This is a genomic window from Maribacter arcticus, assembly GCF_900167935.1.
Classification (GTDB): Bacteria; Bacteroidota; Bacteroidia; order Flavobacteriales; family Flavobacteriaceae; genus Maribacter; species Maribacter arcticus.
Map to the genome: position 1 here is coordinate 54246 of NZ_FUYL01000002.1, position 15543 is coordinate 69788.

General features: G+C 34.5%; 7 protein-coding genes. 5 read left to right on the top strand and 2 right to left on the bottom strand.

Annotation, left to right across the window (positions count from 1 at the left end; translation table 11 throughout):
• The first annotated feature begins 1 nt into the window (after position 1).
• The 3 genes from B5X55_RS03070 to B5X55_RS03080 all read left to right on the top strand — a co-directional run bounded on the left by B5X55_RS03070 (position 2) and on the right by B5X55_RS03080 (position 7575).
• Positions 2-3352, top strand: a complete 3351-nt coding sequence (locus tag B5X55_RS03070) for a VCBS repeat-containing protein (protein ID WP_079511584.1) — start codon at positions 2-4, stop codon at positions 3350-3352.
• Entirely contained in the window at positions 3342-6596 is a 3255-nt protein-coding gene (locus B5X55_RS03075) for a VCBS repeat-containing protein (protein WP_079511142.1), read from the top strand. Before B5X55_RS03070 ends, B5X55_RS03075 begins: the two co-directional genes overlap by 11 nt.
• 79 nt (positions 6597-6675) lie before the next feature.
• Complete coding sequence (locus tag B5X55_RS03080; protein WP_079511143.1) at positions 6676-7575, top strand: GyrI-like domain-containing protein; 900 nt, start codon at positions 6676-6678, stop codon at positions 7573-7575.
• 37 nt (positions 7576-7612) lie between these two features.
• Here the strand turns inward: B5X55_RS03080 and B5X55_RS03085 are convergent, their stop codons facing one another.
• Positions 7613-9265, bottom strand: a complete 1653-nt coding sequence (locus B5X55_RS03085) for a solute:sodium symporter family transporter (RefSeq protein WP_079511144.1) — start codon at positions 9263-9265, stop codon at positions 7613-7615.
• Positions 9266-9478: 213 nt separating this feature from the next.
• On the opposite strand from B5X55_RS03085, the gene B5X55_RS03090 reads away from it, so the two are divergent.
• Complete coding sequence (locus tag B5X55_RS03090) at positions 9479-10849, top strand: vanadium-dependent haloperoxidase (protein WP_079511145.1); 1371 nt, start codon at positions 9479-9481, stop codon at positions 10847-10849.
• Between the two features lie 67 nt (positions 10850-10916).
• Positions 10917-11768 (top strand): YjiK family protein, encoded by an 852-nt coding sequence (locus B5X55_RS03095; RefSeq protein ID WP_079511146.1) that lies wholly within the window; start codon positions 10917-10919, stop codon positions 11766-11768.
• A gap of 9 nt (positions 11769-11777) precedes the next feature.
• Here B5X55_RS03095 and B5X55_RS03100 read toward each other — a convergent pair whose 3' ends face one another.
• Positions 11778-15494, bottom strand: coding sequence for a metallophosphoesterase (locus B5X55_RS03100; protein WP_079511147.1), 3717 nt, complete (start codon positions 15492-15494; stop codon positions 11778-11780).
• Positions 15495-15543: the final 49 nt, after the last annotated feature.

Consider the following 15543-nt stretch of genomic DNA (forward strand, 5'->3'; position numbering starts at 1 on the left):
AATGAACAGATTTCATATTACAATTTTGCTGTGTTTAGGAGTGCTGATTTTCTCTTGTAAAGAGAAATCTGAAATTGTACCTAGCAGTTCAAAAGAAAATACATTATTTACATTAGTCCCTTCTGACAGCTCAGGTATCGATTTTATTAATCACATTGAAAACCAGAAAAAGTTCAACATTTTTAAATACCGAAACTTCTATAATGGTGGTGGTGTTGCCTTAGGCGATATCAACAATGATGGGCTAACTGATATTTACTTGACCGGAAATATGGTGCCGAATAAGCTTTATTTGAACAAAGGGAACTTTAAATTTGATGACATAACCTTAAAATCAGGCACCACAGGAAACAAACCTTGGTCTACAGGGGTTGTAATGGTCGATATAAATAACGATGGCTTATTGGATATTTATGTTAGTAATGCAGGCAACATGGAAGGTAACAACCATGACAACGATTTATACATTAACAATGGCGATTTAACTTTTACTGAAAAAGCGGAAGAATACAACCTAGCTAAAACAGGTTTTTCAACACATGCAACATTTTTTGACTATGATAAAGATGGAGATTTAGATGCTTATATTTTGAACAATAGCAACATTCCTGTTAGTAGCCTTGGATATGCAGAACAAAGAAATGTTAGAGCGCAAGATTGGGAAGGTGTACCTGATATCTTTAAGGGCGTCGGTGATATGTTATTGAGAAATGATGATGGTAAATTTATAGACGTAAGTGAAAAATCTGGAATATATGGTAGCTTAATAGGTTTCGGCTTAGGAGTAATGGTTGCAGATATCAATCAAGACCTTTACCCAGATTTATATGTTTCGAATGATTTTTACGAAAGAGACTATCTATATATAAATAATCAAGACGGTACGTTTACTGAAGAAATAAAAAAATGGACAAACCATTTAAGTTTATCTGCTATGGGCATTGACATTGCAGATATCAATAATGATGGTTTATCTGATATTTTTATTACCGATATGCTCCCAGAACCAGACCAACGTGTTAAGTCTGTCATGGAATTTGAAGGGTATAATATTTTCAAACTAAAACAAAGCAAAGATTTTCACCAGCAGTATATTCAAAACACACTTCAACTTAACAATGGTAATGGCTCATTTTCAGAGGTTGCATACTATAGTGGTGTAGAGGCAACTGATTGGAGCTGGTCTGGGTTACTATTTGATATGGATAATGATGGCTTAAAAGATATCTATATTACCAACGGTATCAATCATGATTTAACCGACCTTGATTTTGTTGATTTTTTCGCAAATGAAATTATCCAAAAAATGGCACTCACAGGTAAAAAGGAATCTATAGATTCTATAATAAGCAAAATGCCAATGAGTCCTTTACCAAATTATGCTTATCACAATAACGGCGATATCACCTTTAGTAACTTCAACAAGCAATGGGGCTTCGAACTACCCAGTAAATCAAATGGAGCTTCTTATGGTGATTTGGATAATGACGGAGATTTAGACTTAGTGGTCAACAATGTAAACATGGAAAGTTTTGTTTACAAAAATAACAGTGATAAACTTAAAGACCATAATTATATAAAGCTAAGATTTATCGGACCAGACCAAAATAAGTTTGCAATTGGTACTAACGCCAAAGTATATTATAAAGACCAAATAATAGACCAAACTTTGATTCCTTCACGAGGTTTTCAATCATCTGTCGACTATCCTATGACTATTGGTATTGGTAGTACCACTAAAATAGATTCTATAAGAATCATTTGGCCAGATGATACAACGCAAAAACTAACCAATGTAGCAGTCAATTCAGATATTACTATAGACTATACTGATGCTACTGGTATTTATAAGGCGAATAATCTTAAAACCAATTCTAAATTACTAAATGAAATTTCCAATAAAACTTTATTAACCCATCATGAAAATGATTACAATGACTTTAACAATGAAGGCCTTATCTATAAATCTTTAGATGAAGAAGGCCCTGCATTAGCTGTAGGAGATGTTAATGGCGATGGTAATGAAGATATATTTGTCGGCGGCGCCAAAGGCGAGACCGCGGCTATTTATCTACATAGTGGTGATGGCAATCTCGGTATACCAAATACATCTATTTTCGAAAATGATTCAGATTACGAAGATACATCTGCAGCCTTTTTCGACATGGACAATGATGGCGACCTCGATTTAGTGGTAGGTAATGGTGGTAATGAATTAGGTATGCAAAACACATACGGCATTAGAATATTTATAAATAATGGTAAGGGAAAATTCAAGAAAATAAAAGATAAATTGCCTACAGTTAATGTAAATATTTCAGTAATAGCTCCCTATGATTTTAATAATGATGGGTACACAGATTTATTTGTAGGATCAAGAAGTGTGGTTGGCACATATGGTATTGAACCCAATCATCTATTGTTATTAAACAATGGCGACAATACATTTGCCGATGTAACTGAACGTTCTGCATACGACCTTAAAAATGCGGGTATGATTACCGATGCGAAATGGCTGGACATGGATGGTGATGGTAAAAAAGATTTAGTAACAGTATCTGATTGGGGGAGACCTAATATTTTTAAAAATTCTGGCAAACGCCTTAGCAAGTATTCTACCAATTTAGATAGTCTTGACGGATGGTGGGGAGCACTAGATGCCAAAGATTTGGACAATGATGGTGATTTAGACCTAGTATTAGGTAATTCTGGAAGCAATCTTCATTACAAGCCTAAAAAAAATCAACCCATGAAAATGTGGGTAAATGACTTTGACAATGATGGAACTATTGAACAAATCGTAACTCAAAATTATGATGGCGGTGATTACCCTATCCATCAAAAAAGAGAACTTACCACCCAAATATTGGCATTAAAGAAAAAAAACATTAAGGCTTCTGAATATGCTAAAAAAACAATTGACGAACTATTCTCTAAAGAGATCATTGCAAATACAATCGTTAAAAAAGCTTCGATTGCTGAATCTGTCATTGCCATAAATGAAGGAGATGGAACATTTACAATACAAGAATTACCGGCACGCGTACAATTTTCTTGCATATGTGGTATTCAATGTACAGATGTAAACAACGATGGAAATTTAGATTTAATTATGGCAGGTAATAATTTCGAATTTAAACCTCAATTTTCTAGATTAGATGCCAATTATGGTAATGTTTTGTTAGGTGATGGTAAAATGGGCTTCGATTGGCAAAACTATAATAAAAGTGGTATTTTCATAAAAGAAGAAGTCAAACATTTAGAATTGTTCAAAGACAAAATGGGCAGTGTTTTCTTAATCGCTGCCATTAACAATGAGAAGCCGAAAATTTATCGATTAAATGAAAAATAGCATCCTAATACTATTCTTCTTTTCCTTTCTAATAAGCTGTTCCACAAAAAATGAAGGTGAGGTTTTTAAGAAACTTTCATCTAAAGATACAGGAATCCACTTTGAGAATAATCTTACCGAATCTGATGATTTGAATATTCTGGACTATCTCTATTTTTATAATGGTGGTGGTGTTGCCATAGGTGATATCAACAATGATAGTCTACCTGATATTTTTCTTTCCGCTAATCAAACAGCGAATCAGCTTTATCTTAATAAAGGAAATATGACTTTTGAGGATATTTCAGATAAAGCCGGAATTTCAGGAAATAGTTCATGGAATACAGGTGCTGTAATGGGTGATGTAAATGGTGATGGACTTTTAGATATTTATGTTTGTGCCGTCGTTGGCCTTAATGGATTTAACGGCCATAACGAACTTTACATTAATAAGGGTAATGGCGAATTCATAGAAAGCGCTGCCCAATATGGACTTGATTTCGATTCTTATAGCTCAAATGCCGCATTTTTAGATTATGATTTAGATGGTGATCTAGATATGTACCTTTTAAACCATGCTGTTCACACTCAAGAAACGTATGGCAAAATGGAATTAAGAAATCAACGTAATTATGAATCGGGCGATAAACTGCTTCGAAATGATAATGGCGAATTTGTAGATGTAAGTGAGCAAGCGGGTATTTTTGGAGGTATTAATGGCTATGGATTAGGAGTCTCTGTTGCTGATTTTAATACGGATGGATTTCCAGACCTTTACATTGGAAATGATTTTCATGAAGATGATTACTACTATTTGAATAATGGCGATGGTACATTTACAGAAAGTTTGAGAGCTTATTTCGGGCACACTTCCAGGTTTTCAATGGGAAGTGATGCTACAGATATTAATCACGATGGTAGACCAGATTTGATTTCGTTAGACATGCTACCTGATGACGAATCTGTACTAAAGGCTTCAGAAGGAGATGATAATATTCAAATTCAAAAAATAAGAATAAATGATTACGGGTACCACTACCAATTCACTAGAAACATGCTGTTTTTAAATCAACCAGACGGCACTTTCATAGAAACTGCTCTGCAAAGTGGCGTTTCTGCTACCGATTGGAGTTGGAGCGCGCTTTTTGGAGATTATGACCAAGATGGCGAACAAGATTTGTTTATTAGTAATGGTATTCCTAAACGTCCCAATGACTTAGATTATATCAATTTTCTTTCCAATGAAAATATTGAAAAAAAAATAAACAACACAAACCTAATAGACCAAAAAGCACTTAATCTGATGCCATCGGGCAATGTAGGAAATAGAGTTTTTCAAGGGAACAAAAGCTTATTGTTCACGGATAAGTCTAATAGCTGGATTCCTAATGACACTCTTGTTTCGGGTGCCACTGCATACGGTGATTTAGATAATGATGGCGATTTAGATATTGTAACCAATAACCTAAATAGTAAGCCAACAGTTTACGAAAATTTAACCAATTTAAAATCGAACTATTTAAAAGTTAGATTGAATTATACAAAGGGCAACAACTTTGGTTTAGGAACGAAAGTAGTTTCTTTTGCAGGCGGCAAAACCCAATTCAAAGAATTATACACCGTTAGGGGTTTTCAAGCTTCCTCTGAGCCCATTATACATTTTGGATATGGAAGTTTGAATACTATAGATTCATTGAAAATTATCTGGCCCAATGCTACATATCAGGTTTTAAAAAACGTTGGTATAAATCAAACCTTGGTCATAGAACCCAATGAAACAAGAGCATATGATTATAAAAGTCTGCATGCTAAAGTAGACCCATTTTTTGAACGTGTAGAAGACAATCTAGGCATAAATTTTACCCATAAAGAGGATGGCTATACAGACTTCAATCGTCAAAAACTTATTCCTTACCAATTGTCTGACCGTGGTCCGGCAACAAGTATTGCAGATATCAATAATGATGGAAAAGAAGATATTTTCTTCGGTGGATCTAAGTTTATTCCATCTGAAACCTTTATTCAACAAGACAGTTCTTATATTAGGGTGAGATACCCGAATTTGGCAAAAGATTCAATTAAGGAAGATGTAACTTCAATACTTGCAGATTTTAATAAGGATGGTGCTGTTGATTTAGTCATTGGTAGCGGTGGTGCAGATTTTTATGGAAATTCAAAACCACTTACAGATAGTTACTACAGTTTCAATAAAACAGATTTCGAAACTAATTCGTTACCAGAGTTTTACGACAATGCATCAGTAATAGTACCTATTGATGTTGATGGAGATAATGATATGGACCTTTTTATTGGCAACCAGGCCGTTTCCTCAGATTTTGGCAAACCTGCTACTTCACATTTGCTTATTAATACTAATGGTAAGTTTACATTGTCTTCTAAAAATCCCTTTGAATCGCTAGGCATGGTAACTGATGCTATCGCTACAGATTTCAATAATGATGGTTCGCAAGATTTAATCATTGTCGGTGAATGGATGGCCCCGAAATTTTATAGAAATGAAGAATCTAATTTTGTTTACACAGAGCAATTTAAAGAAGATGATTTAAATGGTCTATGGCAAAGCGTTGAAAGTTTTGATATAGATGGAGACGGTGATCAAGATTACCTTCTGGGTAATTGGGGCATGAACTCAAAATACACTGCCTCTAAAGACAATCCAATGAGAATGTATTATGGTGATTTTGATAAAAATGGGGACACTGAAACTATTGTTTGCACATATAAAAAAGGCTCTTATTATCCCTTAGCAAGTTTTAATGAACTGTCGAGCCAAATAGTATCACTTCGTAAAAAGTTCACCTCATACAGCTCATTTGCAGGTAAATCAATTACTGAAATTCTCGATAATGAACAGCTAAACAATGCCGAGATATTAAATATTTCTGAATTAGCATCTGGCTACTTAAAAAATGATAACGGTAAATTATCATTTATTCCATTTGGTTATGAACTTCAAACAGCTCCACTAACCACCTTTTTAAAATACGATTTTGATAACAATGGTACCGATGAAGTGCTAATTGCAGGTAATTATTTTGGTGTAAAACCTTACCATGGTAGATTTGATTCTTTTCCGGGGGCATTACTTAAAAAATCTAATGACATACTCTTAGGAAATCAACTAGGATTGAATTTCATGTTCAAATCTGTTCGTCATACTAGCATTTTTCATTTAAAACAAATACCATATTTATTGGTGACAATGAACAATGGTTCAGCTCAAGTATATAAAATTAGACGATAATTAGTGCTATTCTTACCGAAGATAAAAAAGAATAAACTAATGGTAAATATTATATCACATACTTCACATTATAAATAATATGATCAAAAGAGGAATTTATATTTTTTCAATATTAGTAGTAATTTTCTTGGTTTGGTACTTTTTTGTAAAGTCTGCAGATTACACCATTAATTTTAAATCAAACACGTTTCCTGAAACGATTATTCAATCCTTAAAATTATGGAATAATGGTTTGGATAATTCAGTAGAACTTGGTAAAGTTGATAATTATGTACAACAGACTATCCATATAACAGACTCTACGCATATTTATAACTGGCAAATCAAATCATTAACAGACACCTCTTCACAAGTTACAGTTGGTGTATCAGACCAAAACCTAATCAATAGTCTTAAAAATAAACTTCTGGTTCCATTTTTAAAAACAGATTTCTCTAATGGTTCTGAAAAAAGAGTTTTTAATTTTATGACAGTTCTCAAAGACCATGTTGATAATTTTAAGATTACGATAATTGGCATCGAAGAGATTCCTGAAAAATTTCTCGCTTTCATACCTATTAAGAAAACACAAGTCGAAAAAGCAAGAGGAATGATGGAAAACTCGAGCTTTATAGGCGAAATTCTACTTAAAAATGGAGTTGAATTAAATGGACCACCCATGTTGGAGGTTACCGAATGGAATCGTTCTAAAGATAGTATTTCCTATAATTTCGGTTATCCTATTTTACCTCAACAAAATTTACCTACCACGACCGAAATACAGTATAAAAAGCTTGAAACTACAAAAGGAATCAAAGCTATTTATAATGGCAATTATATCACCTCAGATAGAGCATGGTATGCTTTATTGCGCTACGCCAAAACAAATGGGCTAAACGTCGCACCAAATCCAATTGAGATATTTTACAACAACCCAGACATGGGTGGTAACTCACTTAATTGGAAAACCGAAGTTTATTTACCTCTAATCGACGAGTGATATTACTTATTTTTTTTTACCTATTATAAAGTAAATACTACCTAGCAAAGTAAATATAAATTCCTATTACGATAGCGCAAATTCCTATTCCCGCTTGATTTACATATTTGTAAGGAGTAATAGATACTTGATTTGTATATTCTAAAACGAATGGCTCTTTACGAGGCTTTACAGCACCAATAACCAACATGATTACAATATTGGTCACAAAGAGAATTGCCATAATATGCAAGTAATGTGGGTAAGCCTCTGCTTCAATCAACTTAAGATTATTTGCATCCGTAATTCCAGCACTTTTTGCTTCGGCCAATGCATCGCTTACAAACCTACCTTTTAACCAAAATTGACTAACGCAATATAATACTGACCCTGAAAAGATTCCAATTTTCGCAGCAATTGCAGGTACCCTTTTAGTTAGATAACCAATTACAATAATTGTGAAGATCGGAATACTATAAATTCCGTTTATTTCTTGCAGGTAATTAAACAAACTGCCTGCATTTGCTATTAATGGAGCAATAAACATTGCTGCCAAAGCCAAACAGATACCAAAAATTTTACCATATTTAACAACGGTAGTTTCAGAAGCTTCCTTATTAATATGTTGCTTATATATATCTATTCCAAAAAGTGTTACTGAACTATTAAGAACACTATTAAAAGAACTTAATATTGCACCAAAAAGTACAGCTGCAAAAAAACCGACCAAAGGCTTAGGCAGAACAGCACGAACCAATTCTGGATACGCTAAATCACTAGAATCCAATCCTCCTTCAAAATAATGATATGCTATCATACCAGGTAACACTAAAATTAATGGCCCCAATATTTTAAGAAATGAAGCCAATAACAATCCCTTTTGGCCCTCTGCCAAATTCTTGGCCCCTAATGCCCTTTGTATAATTTGTTGATTGGTTCCCCAATAGAACAACTGAACCAACATCATACCAGTAAAAATGGTAGAAAACGGCACTTCCTGTCCTGGATTGCCCGTTGAATCAAAACGTTCTGGATTTGCACTTATCAAATTCTCCAATCCTTCAAAAACACTACCATCCCCAATAGCCATTAAGCCGAATACTGGAATTAACAAACCTCCTATCAACAAGCCAATAGCATTTATCGAATCTGAAACTGCTACTGCCTTTAAACCTCCAAAAACAGCATATATAGAACCTATAATTCCAATTCCCCAAATACAAATAATTAAAGCTGTTTTATCCGATACATCCAACAATGTGGGAACATCGAACATTCCACTGATTGCGACGGAGCCAGAGTATAAAATAACCGGTAACAATACTACTACATATCCCGTTAAAAAAAGGCCCGATGTAATTGTTTTGGTCGCTACATCAAACCGTTTCGCCAAGAATTGTGGAACAGTCGTCAAACCACCTTTTAAATATCTTGGAAGTAAAAATATTGCAGCTACAACAATCGCTATAGCGGCCAATGTTTCCCATGCCATTACAGACAACCCATCTGTATAGGCACTACCATTTAGTCCAACAATCTGCTCTGTAGACAAGTTGGTCAACAACAGGGATCCGGCAATAACACCTGCAGTGAGACTCCGCCCTCCTAAAAAATATCCGTCAGAAGATTTTTCATCCGTTTTACGTGTTGCTAAATACGATATCACCGCCACCAAAATTGTAAATCCTAAAAAAGAGAGTATCCCTATCATTATCTGAAAATTGAAAAAATATATAGTCGATAAATATATTGGATATTTTAAGATTACAACAATCAAATGTTAGATTTATCTTAAAATTATTCATGAAAAAAGCAAGAATAAGTGAAATATCATCAAAATATTGTATTAATACTAATCTTAAAGGCTTGATGAACACATAATAGTCTCAAATTTATTTAGTTTTGTTCCTTTACCAGAAGTCACATGAAAAATCTTATTACAAAGCCCAAAGCATTTTTGAACAAATTTTTTGGCTTTCTATTTATTGCCTTTCTAATCTCTTGTACGAAAGAAAAAAAGGAGGAACCTATTGTTATTTCCTCAGAGGTATTACACAATTCAATTGACAAAATTGTGGAAATCATGATTCATGATATTTTCTCCCCTCCTGTGGCTAGTAGAATATTCGCTTACCCGAATATTGCTGCGTATGAAATAATAGCACAGGTGAACCCTGATTATCAATCATTATCAGGTCAAATTACAGACTTAAAACCTGTACCAAAATTAGATACTGTTCAAGGGGTCAATCCGCAGCTAGCCGCTTTAATTGCACACATGAACATCAGTCGACAGTTAATTTTCTCAGAAGATAAATTCGATGTTTTGCAAGACAGTTTATTCAATGTATGGAAAACTAAAAATGAAACTGAATTCGAAGCTTCTAAAGCTTATGGATTAAAAGTGGCAGAACATATAAAAGGATGGATGAGTAAGGATAATTATAGCCAAACTCGTACCATGCCAAAGTTTACGGTAAACACCGATGAAGCTTCTAGATGGCAACCTACACCACCTGCATATATGGATGGTATTGAACCACATTGGAGCAAAATACGCCCATTTGTATTAGATTCAGCATCACAATTCAAGCCAATACCACCACCACCTTTCTCAATGGAAAAAGATTCAGATTTTTATAAAGAGCTGATAGAGGTATATGATATAAGTAACAAGATAACCGAGAACGGAGACGAGTCTGAAGAAGTTGCGATAGCAAAATTTTGGGATTGTAATCCGTATGTATCGGTTACACGGGGCCATTTAATGTTTGCTACCAAAAAAATTACCCCTGGCGCACATTGGATTGGTATTACTAAAATAGCCTGTAAACAAACAAATCTTAATTTTGATGACACTGTATTTGCTTACACCAAAACTTCTTTAGCCATAGCAGATGCCTTTATAAGTTGTTGGGATGAAAAGTATCGAAGTAATTTAATTAGACCAGAAACTCTGATCAACCAACATATAGACGAAAATTGGAAACCAATTTTACAAACTCCACCATTTCCTGAATATACCAGTGGGCATAGTGTAGTTTCGGGAGCTGCAGCTACTGCTTTAACGAGTATTTTCGGAGAAGATTTCAGCTTTTCTGATGATACTGAAACGCCATACGGACTCCCAATTAGAAAATATACTTCCTTTAATAAAGCAGCAGATGAAGCCGCGATAAGTAGAATGTATGGAGGTATTCATTATAGAGCTGCTGTAGAAGTAGGAGTTGGACAAGGTAGAAAAATAGGTGCCCTTTTGAATTCAAAAATTAAAATGGCAGAAAAAATAAAATAGGTAGCTTAAAAAATTTCCTTAACCACATAAAAATCAATGATTAACTCAAAATTGAGATAAGCCCTCCATGTTAAAAATTTTTTTCTACTGTTTACCTATCATTTTTACTTCTTGCACTAATTATGGACAATTAAAGGTAGTTACTGACTTACCATCAAGTTTAGAAGAAATTTCTGGTATGGCCTCCTATAACGATTCTACTATTTGGGCACTTGAAGACAACGGGAACAAAGATGAAATTTACCAAGTTAACTTTAAAGGCGATATTGTGAAAAGCCTTAAAGTTAAAAATGGGGATAATGATGATTGGGAAGATATGGCGATGGACCAGGCAGGTAACCTCTACATTGCCGATATAGGCAACAATGATAATTCTCGAAAAAACTTAGTCATTTATAAAATTCCAAACCCAACTATTGAACCTGGTGACAAAGTAGATGCTGAACATATTGAATTTAACTATCCTGATCAAACAGAATTTCCGCCTAATGAAGACGGACTTTTATTCGATGCTGAAGCACTATTCCATCATGGAAATTCCCTTTATATAGTTACAAAAAATAGGTCTAAACCATTTAAAGGAGAGGCTCATATTTATTCTGTTCCAGATACTGCTGGCAAATATGAAGCTAATTTAGTTGGGTCATTTACACCTTGTACAGATTGGAAAACATGTCAAATTACCTCAATTGATCTTTCTCCCAATGGAGATAAAATAGTAGCTCTTAGTTATGGTAAACTTTTTGTGTTTACTGATTTTACGTGGAATGATTTCTCTAAAGGCAAGCTTCAGGAAATTGATTTAGGCGCCAGAACGCAGTTAGAATCTGTATGTTTTCTAAATGACAACACACTACTTATTTCCGATGAACGCTCACATGGTACTGGTGGCAATCTCTACTCCTATTCTTTAAAGTAATTTTCGCTTTTAAAAACCGAAACCTAACCCAAAGGTAAATCTAGGGCCATCTTCACTTGCAAATAGGGCTGTATTGATAGATATAATATCAGAGGCATTCAAAAAGAATCCGCCGCCATATGACGTATGCCATCTTTCAGAACTCAACCCTGGATACCAAACTCTACCATAATCAAACCCTCCAAATAGACCCAAGGCCATTGGTAGTAATCTCGTCCGCTTTTTATTTAGGCTAAATCTGATATCCGTATTTTGATAGTATGATGTTTTACCCGTAAATCGTTGATTTCTAAAACCTCGTAAACCATCTAAGCCACCAATACTAGCTGCTTGGTAAAACTCATAACCATTACCCATATTAAAATGGGCTTTCCATTTGGTAGCGAACACTAATCGTCCGCTAGGAATCAATTTATAATCAAAACTTATTGAAGGAATAATGTATCCATAATTACCTCCATTTGTCGAAATATTGTCTTTAAAACCTACTTGTAAAGAGGTTGCCATACCTAAGGTAGGGAAAGCTTCATTATCTCTATTTTCATATGAATATCCTGCATGAGCACCGATAAAATCGCTATTGGTCTCTTCCCCATTTTGTTGGTAAAATGTATTTATAAATCTATCGTCTGTTTCTTCAACACTAATATCTTGATATGATAGACCTAACTTTACTTTTGCCCCTAACTCTCCTCTCCAAACCAAAGAAGGCGAAAATTCCATTTGCCTAAGTTTTACTCGATTGTAATCAAGTTCTAGGTCATCATCTAAATTTATCGTGTTATTACCATATCCAAAAAAGTTGACGGCAAAATTAGGACTAGTAAATAGAGCGGTTAATTCTCCGTTCCAATTCTCAAACAAATGTGCAAACTCACCTTGGTATTTAAAATCAAAACCACTGGTAGCAAAATAATAAGATGCACCAAAAGTATGCTGTTGGGTAAATGGATTCTGTCTAAAACCGTTATAGGTATATGTATTCAAAAAACCAATTCGCATGCCATCATCAGGATTGAAGCCAAAAGTTGGGATAATTTGATTAAAACTATTTCTAAGTTTAAGCGGCTGATAGGTGTTTAGCTGATAATCATCAGACAATTTAACTTTTGCCCCTCCCCTTTTTTCAAATGTATTTTTTTTGCTTTTGTAATCATACAGCGTAATATTCTTACCATTTTCAACTCTGTAGATATCATTATTATGTCCACCTATAATTCTAACTTTCACCCCATTGAAATTTGATGGATTATTAACTTCAAAGATGTCATCATCATCCAAACCAAATACCCATATTTCTTTCGTATCCTCCTTTGTAAAAACTTTATAAAAGAATAGATTGTCTTTCTTATCATTAATGTTTCTAAAGACTTTTACTTCAACTTCTTTGTCATTAAGTCTGTTTATTTCAAACCAATCGTCCTTATCGGTACCTGCGACAATAGCATACTTATTCAATATTTTATAATATTCTTCAGCAGTTTCTTGAATATGACTTAAACGTGCTAACAAAATATTCTTTATCTCTACGACGGTTTCATCGTGAACCTCTTTAGGAAAGGCTTTAAATGCCTTGTCAATGGCACTAGCAGTCAAATTTTCTTGCAAATACTTTGCTTGAGCCAACCATTGACTTTTTTCAGTCTCCCCTAGTAATGTCAAATCTAAAACATAAGTCATTGGTGAAGAATTGAAACCTTTTACGCTTCTAATATCTTCTTTAAAACCTTCCATAAGTCTTAAACCAGGTATAATACGTGTAGCAATGTTCATTAAAGCTCCGTCTCCCATTTTAGAATATACTTGGTCACGATCTCTAGGTATTGGTCTATAAACTATTTTTCCCGTTTCCTTATCTTTAAATTCTGCCCATCGCCATTGGTCTACGTGCCTATCCCAATCTCCCAAGACCATATCAAATAGCCTAGACCTTAGATATAAATCTTTATCGACTTCATACTTTTCATCATCACGCAAATCTTCAAGCATACCATCGGTACTTTTTAATTCATTTGCATAACCGAAACTAGCCAAATTACCATGACCGTCTCCCGTATGTTCTTCTATCATATATAATTCATCACCAAATGACTCATTAAATTCTTTTAATGCAGGTTGTTTAGGCACATAATACAAAACAGGATTTGTATGGTAAATACCCACTGCATCTGAGAGAATACCTATGGTAAAAGGACCGTACGGATGTGACCCGGTATAAAAATCTTGTAATATTTCTTGGGTATAGGTTTCTTTTAAATCCTCAAGTACATATTGATCTTGAAATGCCATAGACTGCAAATAAAGCTCAGCACTTTTTTTCAAAGCCCTCATTACATATTCTTTGCCGTCTTTATGCCGAAGCCGCAATGATTTAGATTGGTGCCCACCTCCTTTTTTCACAGGCACTAAGCCTCCCTTTAACGTATCAAGATTTACGGTTGGCACCTTCACCTCAGCGCCATAATATTTACGATAACGTTCGCCCCAAACTCCTTTAAAAAAACCACTTTTATCAATTTCTTTTTTAGTGTAGACCGATGCTTTTACCGAATCGGTAAAATTTGTAGTAAAATCACCTGCATAATCAATTTGAGTTGGAGGTAATACTACATTGGTAAATAAAAATTCTTCCTTTTCATCTTCACCTACACCATAAAACCGAACTCTAGAAGAGCCATCAGTATACACTTCTAAAGTAGCGTATCCCATTTTACCTGTATTAAATCGTGATCCGTTCAATAGCTTAGTTGTACCTTCTTTTGCTCCAGAACCACTAACAATTTGGGGCGTATTATTTTCAACTATGTACTGTAATGTATGCTCGTGACCCGATGCAAATATCACTCGGTCAGAAAATTGGGCCAACGTAGTTACCCTCTTCATTAGTTCTCTATACCGTTTATTATTCAAATCTTCGATTGATGCACCAGATGTATTTCTTAATACATTAATGAACGTACCCAAAACAGGAATTGGAAAGGGTAAGGATTTAGGATAGAATTGCTTTTTTAATGAATATTGCCCACCATGTTCGCCATAACTAATTGTTGGATGGTGCATAGCAATTACAGTGGTTCTATCTCGGTAACCTTTTATGGCATCTTCAAGTTCTAATAAAAACTTTTCCCTGCTTTTAATATCGCATTTGTCATTTATGTCCGCCAGCTTATCCCAATTGGTCAAATACCACTCTGTATCTATGGTTATAATTGCCACATCATCTCCTATTTCTACCACATCGAGAGGACATCCATTTTCTGGTAGAAAAGGATTTTTTTCCTTTAATAAATTTTTGATATAATCTTCCTCTCGCTCCAACCCTATCAAACCTTCTGTATACCAATCGTGATTACCTGGAATAAAAAGTGGTCTTCCTTTAAAATTGTCGAGTGTTTTTAACTGTGCATCTAAATGATTTTTAGCGGTCAAATAGGCCACTGTTGAATCCTTTGGATCCGGCAAACCTGCCGGATAGATATTATCACCTAGAAAAATAGCAGTACTATTTTTATCTGCAACATCTAATTTATTCTTGAAAATTTTAAGCGCTGGGTTCATACCGTCCATTGGGGATAAGCCGGCATCCCCTATTAAATAAAAGGTATGTGAAATCTCTTTTAACTCTTTAACATCTACGGCATATTTTTCATCTAAATACTTTGTACCATAAGTAGCACAACCAGTAGCAAACAATAAAATCAATAGATATGCATAATATTTTTTCATAGCAATGTAACCCGCTTTAAATTTTCGTAATTTGGGTAATCCTAACCAA